The following is a 16,191-nucleotide window of genomic DNA, read 5'->3' on the forward strand; positions in this document are numbered from 1 at the left end:
ACTGACCAACCCCACGACGCCGCCCCCGACCACCCCGCCTCCCACCAGCGGGAACCTGGCGCTGGGCCGACCGGCGACCGCGACCAGCACCAACCAGAGCTACTCGGCGGGCAACGCGGTGGACGGCAACGCGGCCAGCTACTGGGAGAGCGCCAACAACGCCTTCCCGCAGTCGGTCACCGTCGACCTGGGCGCGTCCCGGTCGGTCGACCGGGTGGTACTCAAGCTGCCCAGCGGCTGGGAGCAGCGCACGCAGACCCTGTCGGTGCTCGGCTCCACCGACGGCTCGTCATACACGACGCTGGCGTCGTCCGCCGGTCGGGTCTTCGCCCCCGGCTCGGGCAACGCCGTCTCGATCGGGCTGCCCTCCGGTGACCGCCGCTACGTCCGGGTCACCGTCACCGGCAACACCGGCTGGCCGGCCGCGCAACTCTCCGAGGTCGAGGTGTACGGCGGCACGCAAACCACCCCGCCACCGACCACGCCACCGCCGACCACGCCGCCACCCAGCGGCAACCTGGCGGCCGGGCGGTCGGTCACCGAGACCAGTCACTCGGATGTGTACGCCGCCCCCAACGTGGTGGATGGCAACGCGAACACCTACTGGGAGAGCGCCAACAACGCGTTCCCGCAGTCGCTGACGGTTGACCTGGGTGCCGACCGGTCGGTGTCCCGGGTCGTGTTGAAGCTCCCACCGTCATCGGCCTGGCAGACGCGTACCCAGACGCTGTCGGTGCTCGGCTCCACCAATGGCTCGACGTTCACCACGCTGAAGGCGTCCGCCGGTTACAGCTTCAACCCGGCCAGCGGCAACACCGTCACCGTGACCTTCACGGCGACCACTCAGCGGTACCTGCGGCTGACCGTCACCGGCAACACCGGTTGGCCGGCCGGTCAGCTCAGCGAGTTCGAGGTCTATTCCAGCTAGGCCAGCGGCCCCCGCCCACCCAGGGCGGGGGCCACCCGGCAGTTCCCGTCCCCCAACCCACCGTCCCCCACCTGTCGCGGCACGACGGGCGTACCCCTGCACCCGTCCACCGGGCAACGCACCCACACCACCCCCGAAAGAGGTGTAGCGACCCCATGTCCAGAACCGGCACCAGACCAGGCACCCCGCCGAGCGGCGCGTCCCGAACCACCCGCACGGGCCACCGGCGACTGCTCGCCGGCGCGCTCGCCGGCCTGCTCCTCGCCAGCGCCCCGGTCGTCACCCCCACGGCCAGCGCCGCACCGGCGGTCGACGCGTCCGCGTCCGCCGCCCGCGCAGCCCTGCTCGCCGGGCTCTCCGCCACCATGACCGCCAGCAGCTACACCCAGAACTACGTGGCGAGCAACGCCAACGACGGCAACGCGAACACCTACTGGGAGAGCGCCAACAACGCGTTCCCGCAGTGGATCCAGGCCGACCTGGGCGCCACGGTCAGCGCGGACCGGGTGGTGCTGAAGCTGCCGCCCGCGTCGGACTGGCAGACCCGTACGCAGACGCTGTCGGTGCTCGGCTCCACCAACGGCTCGTCCTTCACCACCCTGAAGGCATCCGCCGGCTACACCTTCAACCCGGCCAGCGGCAACACCGTGACGGTCAGCTTCACCGCCACCAGCACCCGCTACGTACGGGTGCAGGTCACCGGCAACACCGGCTGGCCGGCGGCGCAGTTCTCCGAGGTCGAGGTGTACGGCGCGACCGGCAGCCCCGACACCCAGGCGCCCAGCGCTCCGGGCAACCTGGGATACACCCAGCCCGCCAGCGGGCAGATCCAGCTCAACTGGTCCGCGTCCACCGACAACGTCGGGGTGACCGGGTACGACGTCTACGCCAACGGCGCGCTGCGCGGCAGCGTCGGCAGCTCGACGCTCACGTACACCGACAGTCAGCCGACCAGCGCCACGGTCTCGTACTACGTCCGAGCCAAGGACGCGGCCGGCAACCAGTCGGCGAACAGCAACACCGTGACCCGGACCGGCACCGGCAACCCGCCGACCGGGAGCAACCTGGCGATCGGTAAGCCGATCACCGCCTCCGGGTACGTGCACACGTTCGTGGCCACCAACGCCAACGACAACAGCGTGACCACCTACTGGGAGGGCAACGGCAACCCGAGCACGCTGACCGTGCAGCTCGGCGCGAACGCCAGCCTCAGCCAGGTCGTGCTGAAGCTCAACCCGGACTCGGCGTGGGGGACGCGTACCCAGAACATCACAGTGCTCGGCCGGGACCAGGGCTCGTCGAGCTTCACCACCCTGGTCGGCGCGGCGAACTACACCTTCAACCCGGGCAGCGGCAACACGGTGACCATCCCGGTCTCCGGCGCGGCGGCCGACGTACGCCTCTCGATCGCCTCGAACACCGGCGCACCGGCCGGGCAGGTGGCCGAGTTCCAGGTCTTCGGCACTCCGGCCCCGAACCCGGACCTGACCGTGACCGGCATGTCGTTCAGCCCGTCCGCACCCGTGGAGACCAGCACCATCACGCTCTCCGCGACCGTGCGTAACGCGGGCTCGGCGGCCTCCGGTGCGACGAACGTCAACTTCTACCTGGGCTCCACCCGGGTCGGCACCGCCTCGGTCGGCGGCCTCGCGGCCGGCGCCTCGACCACGGTCAGCGCCAGCATCGGCACCCGGGACGCGGGCAGCTACCCGCTCAGCGCGAAGGTCGACGAGTCGAACACCGTCGTCGAGCAGGACGACACCAACAACAGCTACACCAACCCCAGCCCGCTGGTGGTCAGCGCGGTCGCCAGCTCCGACCTGGTCGCCTCCGCGGTCGCCTGGTCACCGGGCAACCCGACGGCCGGCAACACGGTCACCTTCTCGGTGTCGATCCGCAACGCCGGCAACCAGGCGTCCGCGTCCGGCGCGCACGGCATCACGCTCACCGTGCTCAACGAGTCCGGCACCGTGGTCCGTACGCTGACCGGCTCGTACTCCGGCGTGATCAACGCCGGCGCGACGGTCGGCCCGATCAGCCTGGGCACCTGGACCGCCGCGAACGGCAAGTACACCGTCCGGGTGGTGCTCGCCGTGGACGGCAACGAGTTGCCGGTCAAGCAGGCCAACAACACAAGTGACCGCCCGCTCTTCGTGGGGCGTGGCGCGAACATGCCGTACGACATGTACGAGGCCGAGGAGGGCGTGGTCGGCGGCGGCGCGGCCATCGTCGGGCCGAACCGGGAGATCGGCGACCTGGCCGGCGAGGCGTCCGGCAGGCGGGCGGTGACTCTCAACTCGACCGGCAGCTACGTCGAGTTCACCACCCGGGCCAGCACCAACACGCTTGTCACCCGCTTCTCCATCCCCGACGCGTCGGGCGGCGGCGGGATCCACTCGACGCTGAACGTCTACGTCAACGGCACCTTCCACAAGGCCATCGACCTGACGTCCCGGTACGCCTGGCTCTACGGCAGCGAGGCCAGCCCGGGCAACTCGCCGAGCGCGGGCGGACCGCGGCACATCTACGACGAAGCCAACGTCATGCTCAACTCCACCGTCCCGGCCGGCAGCAAGATCCGCCTCCAGAAGGACCCGGCCAACACCACCACGTACGCGATCGACTTCATCAACACCGAGCAGGTGTCGCCGATCGCCAACCCGGACCCGTCCCGCTACACCACGCCGACCGGCTTCACCCACTCCGACGTGCAGAACGCCCTGGACCGGGTGCGGATGGACACCACCGGCAACCTGGTCGGGGTCTACCTGCCCGCCGGCAACTACTCCACCTCGTCGAAGTTCCAGGTGTACGGCAAGGCGGTCCAGGTGACCGGCGCCGGCCCCTGGTACACCCGGTTCAACGCGCCGTCGGGCCAGGACAACACCGACATCGGCTTCCGGGCCGAGGCGTCGGCGGCGAACTCGTCGTTCAAGAACTTCGCGTACTTCGGTAACTACACCTCGCGGATCGACGGCCCGGGCAAGGTGTTCGACTTCTCCAACGTGTCGAACATCGTGATCGACAACATCTGGAACGAACACATGGTGTGCCTCTACTGGGGTGCCAACACCGACTACATGACGATCAAGAACTCCCGGATCCGGAACATGTTCGCCGACGGCATCAACATGACCAACGGGAGCACCAACAACCTGGTCAGTAACAACGACGCTCGGGCTACCGGCGACGACAGCTTCGCGCTGTTCTCGGCGATCGACGCGGGCGGCGCTGACATGAAGGACAACGTCTACGAGAACCTGACCTCGACCCTGACCTGGCGGGCCGCCGGGGTGGCCGTGTACGGCGGCTACGGCAACACGTTCCGCAACATCTACATCGCGGACACGCTCGTCTACTCGGGCATCACCATCAGCTCGCTCGACTTCGGCTACCCGATGAACGGGTTCGGCGCGAACCCGCCGACGAGGTTCGAGAACATCTCGATCGTCCGGGCTGGTGGGCACTTCTGGGGCGGGCAGACCTTCCCGGCGATCTGGGTCTTCTCCGCCTCGAAGGTGTTCCAGGGCATCCGGGTCAGCGATGTCGACATCATCGACCCGACCTACAGCGGCATCATGTTCCAGACCAACTACGTCGGCGGGCAGCCGCAGAACCCGATCACCGACACGGTCTTCACGAACGTGTCGATCAGCGGGGCTCGCAAGAGCGGTGACGCCTACGACGCGAAGTCCGGTTTTGCCATCTGGGCCAACCCCATGCCGGAGTCCGGGCAGGGGCCGGCCGTCGGGTCGGTCACCTTCAACAACCTGCAGCTGAGCAACAACGCCGTGGACATCCAGAACCCCACGTCGACCTTCACCATCAACCGCAACTGAGCTAGCTCGCACCGGACGCCGCCGGGAGGGTTGCCCCTCCCGGCGGCGTCGCGCCGTGCCGGCCCTCGCCCGCGGCGAACAGGGCCGCGCCGGCCGCCGCATCCGTGGCCAGCGAGTTCATCCCGTACGCCAACTCGGTCGCCAACGCCTCCGGCTCTGACCGCCCCGCGCCGGCCAACAGCGCCGCCCGGTCGTTGCGCAGGCAGGTCTGCGGATGCCGGGCAATCGCCGCCGCCAGTTCCTCGGCCGCGGCCCGCGCCTGGCCGGGTGGCACCAACCGATTGACCAACCCCATCGCGTACGCCTCATCGGCCGGCACCGGGCGGCCGGTGAGGATCAGGTCCATCGCCCGACTCTCGCCGATCAATCGGGGCAGCCGGACGGTGCCGCCGTCGATCAGCGGCACTCCCCAGCGGCGGCAGAACACCCCCAGAATCGCGTCGGACTCGGCGACCCGCAGGTCACACCAGAGCGCCAACTCGAGCCCGCCCGCCACCGCGTACCCGGAGATCGCCGCGATCACCGGCTTGCTGAGCGCCATCCGGGTCGGACCCATCGGGCCGTCCCCCTCCGGCTCGACCCGGTTGCCGCTCGGCGTGCCGATCGCCTTGAGGTCGGCGCCGGCGCAGAACGTGCCGCCGGCGCCCCACAGCACGGCCACCAACGCGTCCGGATCGGCCTCAAAGGCCCGAAACGCGTCCGCCAACGCCCGCGCCGTCGCCCCGTCGACAGCATTCCGAACGTCCGCCCGATCCAGCACCACAGTGGTAACCGCCCCGACCCGTTCCACCCGCACGCCCATCGACTCAGAATGCCCGCCCCGCCGCAGGTTGTCACCGGTGGTCGGTTTGCGACGTCGATCGCCGGGAAGTCGGTACTTGTGCGAGCACTTCTGACGAAAGTTGAGCAGGACTCCCGGCTGGACGGCGTTGGTGACCGGTTGCAGAAGGTGGTCCTGGGGACGCTGCGTCCGCGCCGGCTGCGAGATCTGCTGCACGGGGTGACGCTCGGGCATCCGCTGCACCCGGCGATGGTGCAGGTGCCGGTCGGCGCGTGGATCAGCGCTGCGGTGCTGGACCTGATGCCCGGGCAGCGCCGCCCCGCGACCGTGCTGGTCGGTCTGGGCACCGTCAGCGCGTTGCCGGCGGCGGTCGCCGGCCTGAACGACTGGGCGGCGCTCGCCCGGGACCAGCGCCGGGTCGGCCTTGTGCACGCCGCCGCCAACACGGTCGGCATGGCGATCTACGCCGGCTCGCTGGCCGCGCGGCTCTCCGGCCGGCACGGGATGGGCCGTGCCCTCGGCTTCCTCGGGCTCTCCACCGTGAGCCTCGGGGCGTACATCGGGGGTCACCTGGCGTACAAGCAGGGGGCGCAGGTCAACCAGAGCGTCTCCGAGCTGCACCGGATGACCGACGGCTGGCACTCGCTGGCCGACATGGCGACGTTGCCGCAGCGCACCCTGATCACCCGGGAGGTGGACGACGACATCTCGGTGATCCTCTACCGGCACGGTGACGAGGTGACCGTGATGTTGGAGCGCTGCCCGCACCAGAGCGGGCCGCTCGGCGAGGGCGAGGTGCAGGAGATCGACGGCCACGCCTGTGTGGTCTGCCCGTGGCACGGCAGCGCGTTCCGACTCAACGGCGGCGAGGTCATGCAGGGGCCGTCTGGCAACGACCAACAGATCCTGCCCACCCGGATCCAGAACGGCGTGCTCCAGACCCGCCTGCCCTGACCCGCTGGCGGACCTGAGACATCACGCTCTCTGGAGTCCTGGCCCCGGGAGCCATCGCACTGCCGCTCCGCTCAGCTGCGTCGGTGACGGCCGACCGGCGGACCGTCCGGTACGGAGTCCAGCCCGTGCCCGCCGTCGAACAACCCGCCTTCGGCGTTGCCGTCGGCCCAGTCGTCGTCACCACTCCAGCCCCCCGCGCCGGGGATCGCCATGGCACCGCCGGGGAACGCCGTGCTACCGGGGAGTGCCATTCCGCTACCGGCCGGCGCCACCCCACTGCCACCGGGTGCCCATCCGCTTCCGGCGGGGGCCACACCATTGCCGCCAGGCGCCATGCCGTCGCCGCTGGGCACGGTGCCGCCGATCGGCGCGGCGGGGGCTTCGATGGCCGCCGCCGCCCGGCTGGCAGCCCACGCGGCACCGCTCCCGGCCGCCGCAGCGCTGGTCCGACGGGTGGCACTGGTGGTTCGGCCCGAGCCACCGCTGCTGCGGGCCGCGCCACCCCGAGGTCTGCGAGAGGACGTGGCCAACCGGGGAGCCGCCCCTGCGGTGGCCGGGCGTCGGCGCAGCCCCAGAACCGCGCCGATCTGAGCGCCGACGATGCTCGCCACGGCCAGTACGGCGGAGACCGCCAGCGGTCGATTCACCCGGTCGGCGGCACCAACTCCGGCTGCACCGACCGTCATCGCGGGTGGTTGGCCCGCTGACTCCGTACCGCTGGGTGGTGCCGGGGCCACCCGCGGCGGTGCCGCCCGCTCGGGCGTCGGCCGGGGCGTGGGCGGCTTCGGCGCCGCGGCCCGGTCGACGAGTCGCCCGGTGGCGTGCTTGCGGGCCCCCTGGTCGGCGGCCTCGGTGGGCAGTCGCAGCAGTTGACCGGGGCGGATCCGGTCCGGGTCGTCGAGCTTGTTCAGCTTGGCGAGTTGTCGGTAGTCGCCGAACTCGTTCAGGTACCGCTCGGCCACCTCCCCGAGGTAGTCGCCCCGCGCCACCCGGTACACCGGCGCGGCCTCGTCGTTCGCCGCAGCGCCACCGGGGGCAGCGAGCCCTGTCCCGGCCATGCCGAGCAGTCCGCCCCGGGCCACCGGCGCGGCCGTGTCCGGTGTCGTCGCCGCCCGGGTCGGCGCGGCCAGGGCGGTGACGGCCGGGCTCGCGTACGCCGGGGGCCCGTAGACCGCTGCGGCGCTGGCGGCGGCCGGGCTGGCGACCAGGATCAGCGCGACCGAGCCGACCAGCGCGGCGGCGGCCTTCTGCTGGCGGCCCATCCCGGGCAACTTCGGCGCCGGCCGGCGCAGGGTCTGTGCACCCAACTCGACGAGGACGGAGAAGGCGAACGTGGCCCAGCCGAACCAACCAGCGACGGCCAGTGCCCGCAGGAAGAGCTGACCGTCGTCCCGGCTGGTCAGGGCAGTGCCCACCTCGCTGATCGTGGGGAGGTGATCAGGCAGGGGATTGCCGGCGAAGGCCAGCAGCGCGATCGGCGCACCGACCAGCAGCACCAGGAGCACGGCCAGCGCGCCGATGCCGGTGAGGATCCGTCCGGTCCGCCGTACGACGGACCCACCCGATACGGGCATGGCTGCCTTCCTTCCTACGGTGCTGCGGTGATGGCACGCGCGGTCGCCTCGCCGGTGACGGTGACCGTCTTGTTCTGGACGAACGGTCCGAGCATCGAGCGGTTGTAGGTGATGTTGACGGTTACCCGGATCAGGATTTCCCCGTCGACCTCGGGGAAGCTCACGGTGTGGCCGGCGGTGTCCACGGCAGATAGGTAGTTGGCGACCGCCACGAGCGCATCCGGCTTGCTGATCCGCTTCGGCCCGCCTTCGATGGCGGTGGCCCGGTCGATGGCCTGGCCACCGGCCCGGGCCGCCTCGGCGGCCAGGTTCTGGGCGCGTTGCAGGGTGCGTAGTTGCCCGGCGCCGTCGAAGGAGAGGCCGATGATGGCCAGTACGCCGATCATCGTCACCGCGAGGAAGATGCTCACCCGGCCGTGCTCGCCGGCCGGCGGGGGCCGGACAGCCGAAGTGGCGGCCGTCATTGCCGGCTCCGGTAACGGTCCAGCGGCGAGGTGAAGCTCGCGGTGATCTCCTTCTGGCTCTGCGTCCCGGGCAGAATGTCGAGTGCGATGTCCTGGAAGGACACCATGCAGGTGATCGTCACCGTCACTGTGGCGTCCGTACCGACCTGGCTGCCGAAGGCGCCGTCGAAGCTCGATGGCGTGCCGGTGAACGTCGGGGCCAGGTTGTTCGCGCAGGCCAGGCCGTGCCAGTCCAGCTGCTGCTGGGCAGCATCCAGGGCGGCTGCTCGGGCGGTGTCCGCGTTCCGGGAGATCGAGGCGGCACGGGCGGCGTCGTGCGCGGCTGCATCGAGGGCCTCCGCTGCCAGCGCGGTACGCCCGACCACACCGGCCAGCACCATCAGCGCGATGAACGCCGGCGCGAGCACCGCCACCTCGATGGAGACCGAGCCTCGCTCGGCGGTGCGGGTCATGGCAGTGTCACCCTCTCCACAGTTCCGTGGGCGGTCTGCTGTACCGCGAAGTCCACGCCTGGCACCACCGACAGGGACCGGCCACTTACCGTGCAGGTCACGTGGATGTCGTCGACGGTGACGCAGCTCGGGCCGGGAGTGTTCCAGCCCACCAGCCAGCCACCGGCGGCGTTCAGGAACTGGGTGGCGCTGGCCACTCCGGCGCCGTCCCCCGCCTGGTACGACCGCTGAGCATTGACCCCGCCCTGCGCCGCGTTCAACGCGGTCGAGCGGGCGAGGAAGACGGCCGCGACCTGGATCGAGGCGAAGAGCAGCACCAGGATCAGCGGCATCATCACGGCCAACTCCACCGGGTTGGCACCCCGCTCCCGGTCGCCAGCCACGAGGCGGTGCCGAGCGGCGGTGACCGCTCGGCTCCACCTCGAGAACGTGGCTCGGCGCATCCCGGCTACTGGCCCGCGCCGGTGCCTGTGCCCGGGTTGTTTGGGATGCCGGTCATCCAGTTGTTGGCCTTGGTCAGGGCCAGAGCGGTGACGGCCACGGCGACGGCGACCAGGCCGAAGATGATCACTGCGGTGGGCACCGGGCTGTCGCCGCGCTCACCGTCACGGCGCAGCTCGGCCAGGCGCGTCGTCAGCACGACGTGCAGGTAGCTGAGGATGGACATGGCGTTCTCCTTCAGGGGGATGGGGTCAGATACGGGCGAGGAACGGATAGAGGACGAACCCGAGCAGCACGAAGACGAGCAGCGCACCCGGGATGTCGAGTCGGCTTGTCACACCCTCGGCACGAGCGAGGTTGTCGGTGCGGATCTGGTCGCGCAGCGAGTCAGCCCGGCTGCGCAGGGTCTCGTGCACCTGCGCACCCTCGCTGCCCGAGGAGCGCATGATCGCGCCAACGTCGCCCAGCTCCGGAATGCCGATCTTGTCGGCGAGCTCGCGCAGCTCGTCCCAGGGTGCGTGCATCTGCATCTGGGCGATCCGCAGCGACTCCTGAAGCCGGTCGAATACCCAGCCGTCGCAGACCGCCGCTGCCCGCTCCAGCGACTGCACCGGCCCGTGCGCCGCGGAGAGCTGCAACGCCACCAGATCGAGGTAGGTGCAGACCGCCTGTCGAAACTCGTCGCGGGCGGCCTCGGCCTTGGTCAGCACGGCACGGTGTGCCAGCAGGCCGCTCATCAGCGCCAGCCCGAGACTGCCGAGCACCGGTATGACGAGCGGAATCGAGATGCCGACCGCCAACAGCGCCACCCCGAGCAGGGTCGGCGTGGCCAGCCCGATCAGTGCGGAGAGCAGCACCGACAGCGCGTACTGCTCGGAGGTCTGACCGATCAGGGCCAGCTGTCGGTGTGGCGGACGCAGCCAGCGGGACATCCCGCTCAGCCAGTCGAGTCGCCGGGACGCGGGAGTGGCGAGGCGGCCAGTGCCAGGTGGCTGGTGCAGCCGGCGCAGCGCCGGCCCGAGCGCCGGAGTCGCCGGCACCAACTCGCGAACCACCAGGAACACGCCCAACCCGACCCCGGCACCACCACAGACCGCCATGGCCAACTGCCAGTTAACGATCATGAGACCACCTCGGCTGGGTCGGGCGCCGGCAGGAACCGGGCCGGCCGCCGCGGCTGACTCATCGACCGAACCCAGGCCAGCAGGCCGATGAAGGCGGCGCCGAGAACGGCCATCACCACCTGACCCACCGGCGTTCCGTACGGCTTGATGTACTCGGTGTTGACCAGCCCGTACGCGAGGGTCGCCAGCGTCATCCCGGTGAGGAAGCGGACCGCGAACCGGGGCTGGGTGCGTTTGGCCTCGATCTCGCGGCGGGTGGCCACCTCAGCGGACGCCGCACCGGCGATCGAACCGAGCACGTCGCCCAGCCGCTCACCCCGGTCCGAGAGGTGCAGGATCAGCGCCGCGACGACCTGGTCGCAGACCGGGTCGGCGATCTCGTCGGCGAATGCCAGCAGTGCGGAGCGGGCCATCCAGCCGGCCTGTAGACGGGCGGCGAGCAGCCGTACCTCGTCCTCGATGCCGGGTGGCACGCTGCCGATCGTGCCGATGATCGACTGTTGGAGGCCCTGCCCGGTGCCGGAGACGTCCTTGAGTCGGCGGGTCCACTCGCCGACCGCCTCGATCCGGGCGATCGCCTTCTGCTCGGCCTTGCCGACCCCGAACAGCCACGGGGTGCCGGGCACCGCCACCGCCACCAGCAGGCCGACCACCGGCAACCCGGTCAGCAGGAAGGCCAACGCGCCGGCGATCAGCGCGGCGACCAGCAGCATCTGGTGGGCCCGTTGCTCGGCCGGGGTGGCGCCCGGCCCACGCCACAGTCGACTCAGCCCCGGCCCGCCACCCGGGCGTGGCCCGGGCGGCTGACGCGTCCCGACCAGCGCGACCACGGCCAGCAGCAGCCCGGCCACACAGGCGGCCCCGGAGACCACCGCGATCAACTCCAGGCTGCCGAGCATCAAGTCACCGCCGGGCCAGTCGGGTTTGTCGAGGCCGCCGCCAGGCCCCGGCACCGGCCTCGACCCACCGGGTCAGCAGCCGCGAGTCGTACCCCACCCGCAGCAACTGGTCACGAACCCGCTCCGGCAGGTGCCGGGGGACCGCCCGACCGTCCGGGCCAGGCCCGAAGACCGTGGTGGTGGTGATCCGCCCGGCCTCACCGGCCCCGATCACCTCCTCCACGTGCGAGACGAACCGGTGTTTCCGCCCGCCGATCGCGGTCTCGTCCTCGACGGTGACGTAGACGATCAGGTCGAGAGCGTTGCCGGCCATCCGGCGGGCCTGGTCGACGGTCATTTCGCGGCCGTGCGCCAACGCCAGCTCGACGATCCGTTCACCCACACCGGCGGCGCTGCGCGCGTGGATGGTGCACATCGACCCCCGGCTGGTGGTCATCGCCTGGAGCATCGGCACGATCTCCCGGGACCGCACCTCGCCCACGATGATCCGCAGGACGCCCATCCGCAGCGACAGCGGGATCAGGTCGGCGATGGTCACCTCACCGGCGGGGCGGCCGTCGAAGCCGCGCTCGCCGTGGCCCTCCCTGGCCTCGAAGCTCATCACCGCCCGGTGCCGCTCCCGGCGGCGGGCCGGGAGCAACTCCCGGCTCTCCTCCAGCAGCACGTACGGCTCGTCGGGCGGGATCTCGCTCATCAACGCCCGGATGATCGTGGTCTTTCCGGCACCGGCCAACCCGGCGACCATGATGTTCAGACCGGCGCGCATCGCCGCACGGAGGAAGTCGCGCAGCAGCGGGTCGATCATCTCGTCCAGGTCACCTCGGGCGCCCGCGAGGTCGTCGAGGCTCACGTCCAGGGTGTTGTGCTTGCGGATCACCGCGTACGGGCGGTGGCTGACCAGGAACACCGCCGCCAGCCGGCTGCCGTCGGGCAGTTGCAGGTCGAGGGTGGGCTTCACGGTGGACAGGGACCGTTCGGTCGCCCCCGCCCGCCGGGCCGCCGCCTGGAGGATCTCCACCAACTCGGCGTCGCTGTCGGCGATCGGTTCGGCCCAGTCCACCCCACCGCCGTGCCGGGCGATGCGTACCTGGTCGCAGCCGAGGATGTGCACCTCCTCGATGGTGTCGTCGACCAGCAGGGTCTGTAGCCGGCCGAGCCCGACCAACTCGGCGGTCACCTGGTCGAGCAGCAGGCGTTCCTCGCCAGCGGCCATCGGTGTGCCGGCCCGACGCACCGAGTCCGCGTACGCGGCGACCACCGTGACGGCGAGCCGGGCCCGCTCGGTGTCCTCCTCGTCGACGGTGAATTCCCGGCCGCGCTGCCAGAGGGTGAGCCGTTCGGTGAGTTCCCGGCGCAGCTCCCGGACCACGTGGAAATCCATCCGGGGCCGTGGCGGCGACTCCGGCGGCGGTGTGGCCGCAGACGTCGGCGGCATCGGCACCGACGGGTGGTGCCGGCCGTTCGGCCCGGCCAGGGGCGGCACGGTGGAGGTCACGTCCGGTGGCGGTTGGCGGGGATCTGCGGAGACCGGCTCAAACCGCATCCGGCACCCCCTGCTGCACGGGCCACGCCAATCGGGCCCGCCGTCGCTCCAGGAGCGCCCCGACCGGCACCTCAAGCGCGGCCGCCGCGCGCATCAGCGGCCGTCCGGCCCGCACCGTCCCGCCCAGGGCGAGCACCCCGGCGGTACGCGGATCGTGCGGCAGCCGCGCGATGACCGGCAGTTTCAGGGCGCGGCTGATCTCGGCGCGCCCGTGCCCGGCACCGACCAGCAACAACCGCAGCGTGCCCGGCGGCACCCGATGCTCGGCGAAGTCCCGTTCGATGGTGGTGACCACCGCCCGGGTGCCGGAGAGGTCCGGCAGGTGCGCCCGGGTCACCAACAGCACCACCGAGGCGGCACGCAGCACCGGCCACGGCGGCCCGGTCACGTGCAGTCGGCCACAGTCGACCAGGACGTCGTAGCCGGGGGTGCCGCGGTCGAGGGCGTCGAAGTAGTCGGCGAAGCGCTGCCAGAGCGGGGTGACGCTACCGCTCTGGGCCGGGTCGACGAGGCCGGGCAGCAGCAGCCGTTCCCGGCGGGGTGCGTCCAGGTCGACCAGCTGCGACCAGAACGCGGTCTCCAGGTTGCCGTCGCGCAACTCCCCGACGGCCAGCTCTCCGATGCCGCGCGGGCCGTCCAGTTGGCCGCCGAGGTACCCGGCGAGGATCGAGCCGCCGGCCGGATCGCACTCGGCGACCACCAGCCGCCGGTGCCAGGCCAGCGCGCAGGCCAGCGCCGAGGTCGTGACGCCGGGTGAACCCTTCGCGGAGACCAGCGCGATGATCGCCATACTCAGGCCGCCTCGGTCAGCACGACGGCGAGCCGTTGCTGTGCGGCGAGCGCCACCACCGCCGGCACGTCGCGGGTGAGCAGCGCCAGATAGAGGACTTTGTTGTCGTTGGCCGGGCTGACCATGTCGATGACGGTGGCCGAGAAGCGTGTGCCGGCGGCAGCCGCGTCACCGTTGGCGTTGTTGTCCGGAGTGCTGACCAGCAGGACCTTGTCACCAGGGTGTAGCTCGCGGGCCGGCACCTGGGCGGTCTTCAGGCCGAGCGCGATCTGCTGCTGGCCCGGGCCGAGCAGCGGATCGGCGGTGATCTGTCCCAGGGTGAGCAGCGTGCCCGGGACCAGCGCGACGGCGGCCCGTTTGCCGACCACCTCGTCGAGCCGCCCGGCGGGCACCGGGCGCAGCCCCTGGCCGCCGGCGACCTGCACGGTGATCAGGTCGGCGGCGCTGATCTCCCGGCCCACCTCCACCGGTCGTGCCACCGCCAGATAGCTGCCGGTGGCCCGTACCGAGGTGACCGCGAACGCCGCGCCCAGCCCGCCCAGGGCGATCAGGAGGACGGCAAGGCCGAGCAGCCCGGGGCGCACCCGGCGCTGTCGGACCACGGTGGGCGGGTTGACGGGCGCGTCCACCGACCCGGTCCCATTGCGCGTAGCGAGGCTCATCTGGTGACCACCTGGAGTTCGTTGATCTGGATCTGCACGATGCCGCTGGATCGGGTCACCAGGATTTCTCCGCTCTGGCCGCCGCCGCTCCAGGTCACCGTCCAGTAGGTGGTGGCGCTGACCTCGTAGGTGTCGGCCTTCGAGTAGCCCTTGTCGTAGCCGCAGTCCGGGGAGGTGCCGCCGGCGCGATCACCCTTCGGGTCGTACGGCGTGCCGGCCTTTTCGCAGGGGACCTTGTCCCCGTTGCCCATGTCCCAGACGGTCCGGGTGACCTTCGCCTCGATGGAGACGGTCACGTCCCGGTCGGTCGCGGACGCGGTCAGCGGGCCGAAGTAGCTGGTGCTCGGCGCCGCCCACATCCAGACGGGCAGGCCGACCAGGCCGGGGCCGATGCTCTTGCGGGGTGCCACCCTCAGCGGTGCCGGCAGCAGCTTGATCGACGCCAGGGCACGACGGGCCAACTCCTCCGGGTTGGGTGGCGCGCCGAAGCCGGCTGGCGGATCATCCAGCGGCACCACGGTCTGATTGCCCACGTCGGCGCCGCCGTTGCACGTCTTCACGTACCACTGCTGGCCCTCGGGTGCCTCGGGCTGCGGCGTGGCGAGCTTGTAGTAGCAGCCGTCGCTACTGCTGAACCAGCCCAGGAACTCGTCGTAGCAGGGGATGGTCCGCCCGTCCCACCGACAGGTGCTGCTGCCACCGCCGCTGCCACCGTCGTCGTCCCCGCCACCGCCGTCGTTCCCGCCACCGCCCGGGTTGCCGGGCTCGTCGTCCCAGACACTGCAGTCGGGCTGGTCGGGCGGGCAACCAGCCCCCGGGTCGGCGCGTCGGGCGGCGGCCGGCATGGTCGCGCCGACCACCAACACGAGCGCGAGGCCGATCCCGGCGAGCACCCGCCCTCCCCGGGTCAGCACGGCTGGTCCCGGTGCGTCGTACCGGAGTTGATCAGCCAACGGCCGTCGGGATAGCGGGTCGCAGTGGCGGTGGAGAGGTGTCTGCCGCCCCCACTGCCCGGGACCGGGCGCTTGTCCTTGGCGTAGACCAGCCGGTAGCCGGTTGTGTCCAGGCAGTCCTGGATCTCCACGGTGGCTGGCTTCGCGTCCAGGCTGACGGCGGTCACGGTCGGGTCGGACTTCAACGTCCCGGTACGCATAGCGCCGTGCTCCTTAGCGTCGCGAATGGACAATCGGACCCGGGTGAGAAGTGGATCAGCGAGGAACCGGGACAGTTCCGGCGCGCGCGGATCGCTGCGCGCGCCTGCGGTGCGCGAGGCCGCGAGATAACCGGAGTACGCGTCGAGTGCCGCTTTCTCGGCAGCTTGCCGTTCGACGTCGGGATCGATCCGGTGTCCGTCGTCGCGGGCTGCGGTCGGCCGTTCGACCGCCTCCCGTCCGCTGGCGCAGGCGGTGACTGGCACCGCTGTCACGACCGCCAGCAGGCAGATTGCCGCTCGTCTGAGCTGCCGTCCGCGCACCGTCGAGCCTCCTCGTGGTCGCCCGACGCGGTGATCGTGCACCGCCGTCGGGCATGCGGAAGCGCGCCCGGATCAGCACATCCGGAGCCGATCATTGCGCTTCTGCATTCACCGTTACGGATCTTCTACAAATGCAGGTCCTGTGTCGTCCGGTTGTGAAGGTGAGGCTTGCATCACACTCAAGGGGCGAGCATAGGCTGACGCTCGCCGATGCAACAGAGGCAATTCAAGTGAACACTCTGCGTGATGACAGGTGGTGGTGGTGG

Annotated in this window: 15 protein-coding genes and 1 pseudogene; 3 read left to right on the top strand and 13 right to left on the bottom strand. The window is 71.1% G+C overall.

Features of this window, described 5'->3' with window-relative positions; all coding sequences use genetic code 11:
• Together IF46_RS0100005 and IF46_RS0100010 are read left to right on the top strand one after the other, a co-directional pair.
• A partial coding sequence (locus tag IF46_RS0100005; RefSeq protein ID WP_030486148.1) for a discoidin domain-containing protein occupies positions 1-928 on the top strand: 928 nt, incomplete at its 5' end.
• 155 nt (positions 929-1,083) lie between these two features.
• The gene (locus IF46_RS0100010; protein WP_157562472.1) at positions 1,084-4,767 is read left to right on the top strand and encodes a discoidin domain-containing protein; all 3,684 of its coding nucleotides are present in this window, start codon (positions 1,084-1,086) and stop codon (positions 4,765-4,767) included.
• Position 4,768: 1 nt separating this feature from the next.
• Here the strand turns inward: IF46_RS0100010 and IF46_RS0100015 are convergent, their stop codons facing one another.
• A complete protein-coding gene (locus IF46_RS0100015; RefSeq protein ID WP_030486150.1) occupies positions 4,769-5,569 on the bottom strand; it encodes a crotonase/enoyl-CoA hydratase family protein in 801 nt (266 codons plus the stop codon).
• 78 nt (positions 5,570-5,647) lie between these two features.
• On the opposite strand from IF46_RS0100015, the gene IF46_RS0100020 reads away from it, so the two are divergent.
• Positions 5,648-6,502, top strand: coding sequence for a DUF2231 domain-containing protein (locus IF46_RS0100020; protein ID WP_030486151.1), 855 nt, complete (start codon positions 5,648-5,650; stop codon positions 6,500-6,502).
• A gap of 509 nt (positions 6,503-7,011) precedes the next feature.
• Here IF46_RS0100020 and IF46_RS0100025 read toward each other — a convergent pair.
• The 12 genes and pseudogenes from IF46_RS0100025 to IF46_RS0100080 all read right to left on the bottom strand — a co-directional run.
• Positions 7,012-8,076 (bottom strand): annotated as a pseudogene (locus IF46_RS0100025) (LysM peptidoglycan-binding domain-containing protein); the annotation flags it as partial.
• A 14-nt stretch (positions 8,077-8,090) separates the two neighbouring features.
• On the bottom strand, positions 8,091-8,540 hold the full coding sequence (locus tag IF46_RS0100030; RefSeq protein ID WP_030486153.1) for a pilus assembly protein TadG-related protein: 450 nt from the start codon (positions 8,538-8,540) through the stop codon (positions 8,091-8,093).
• Complete coding sequence (locus tag IF46_RS0100035; protein WP_030486154.1) at positions 8,537-8,992, bottom strand: TadE/TadG family type IV pilus assembly protein; 456 nt, start codon at positions 8,990-8,992, stop codon at positions 8,537-8,539. Before IF46_RS0100035 ends, IF46_RS0100030 begins: the two co-directional genes overlap by 4 nt.
• Entirely contained in the window at positions 8,989-9,435 is a 447-nt protein-coding gene (locus IF46_RS0100040; protein WP_030486155.1) for a TadE family protein, read from the bottom strand. The genes IF46_RS0100035 and IF46_RS0100040 overlap by 4 nt, the downstream gene beginning before the upstream one ends.
• Positions 9,436-9,440: 5 nt before the next feature.
• A complete protein-coding gene (locus IF46_RS0100045; protein ID WP_030486156.1) occupies positions 9,441-9,659 on the bottom strand; it encodes a hypothetical protein in 219 nt (72 codons plus the stop codon).
• Positions 9,660-9,684: 25 nt separating this feature from the next.
• Positions 9,685-10,554: a type II secretion system F family protein gene (locus tag IF46_RS0100050; RefSeq protein WP_030486157.1), complete on the bottom strand. Its 870-nt coding sequence runs from the start codon at positions 10,552-10,554 to the stop codon at positions 9,685-9,687.
• Entirely contained in the window at positions 10,554-11,456 is a 903-nt protein-coding gene (locus IF46_RS0100055; RefSeq protein WP_030486158.1) for a type II secretion system F family protein, read from the bottom strand. The genes IF46_RS0100050 and IF46_RS0100055 overlap by 1 nt, the downstream gene beginning before the upstream one ends.
• A 4-nt stretch (positions 11,457-11,460) precedes the next feature.
• Positions 11,461-12,999: a CpaF family protein gene (locus IF46_RS0100060; RefSeq protein WP_030486159.1), complete on the bottom strand. Its 1,539-nt coding sequence runs from the start codon at positions 12,997-12,999 to the stop codon at positions 11,461-11,463.
• Positions 12,989-13,789, bottom strand: coding sequence for a ParA family protein (locus IF46_RS0100065; protein WP_030486160.1), 801 nt, complete (start codon positions 13,787-13,789; stop codon positions 12,989-12,991). Before IF46_RS0100065 ends, IF46_RS0100060 begins: the two co-directional genes overlap by 11 nt.
• Positions 13,790-13,791: 2 nt before the next feature.
• Positions 13,792-14,451, bottom strand: a complete 660-nt coding sequence (locus IF46_RS0100070; RefSeq protein WP_030486161.1) for an SAF domain-containing protein — start codon at positions 14,449-14,451, stop codon at positions 13,792-13,794.
• A complete protein-coding gene (locus IF46_RS0100075; protein WP_030486162.1) occupies positions 14,448-15,365 on the bottom strand; it encodes a hypothetical protein in 918 nt (305 codons plus the stop codon). Before IF46_RS0100075 ends, IF46_RS0100070 begins: the two co-directional genes overlap by 4 nt.
• Entirely contained in the window at positions 15,359-15,895 is a 537-nt protein-coding gene (locus tag IF46_RS0100080; protein WP_420063545.1) for a hypothetical protein, read from the bottom strand. Before IF46_RS0100080 ends, IF46_RS0100075 begins: the two co-directional genes overlap by 7 nt.
• Positions 15,896-16,191: the final 296 nt, after the last annotated feature.

The organism is Micromonospora chokoriensis, from assembly GCF_000718555.1.
In the GTDB taxonomy this organism is placed as follows: Bacteria; Actinomycetota; Actinomycetes; order Mycobacteriales; family Micromonosporaceae; genus Micromonospora; species Micromonospora chokoriensis_B.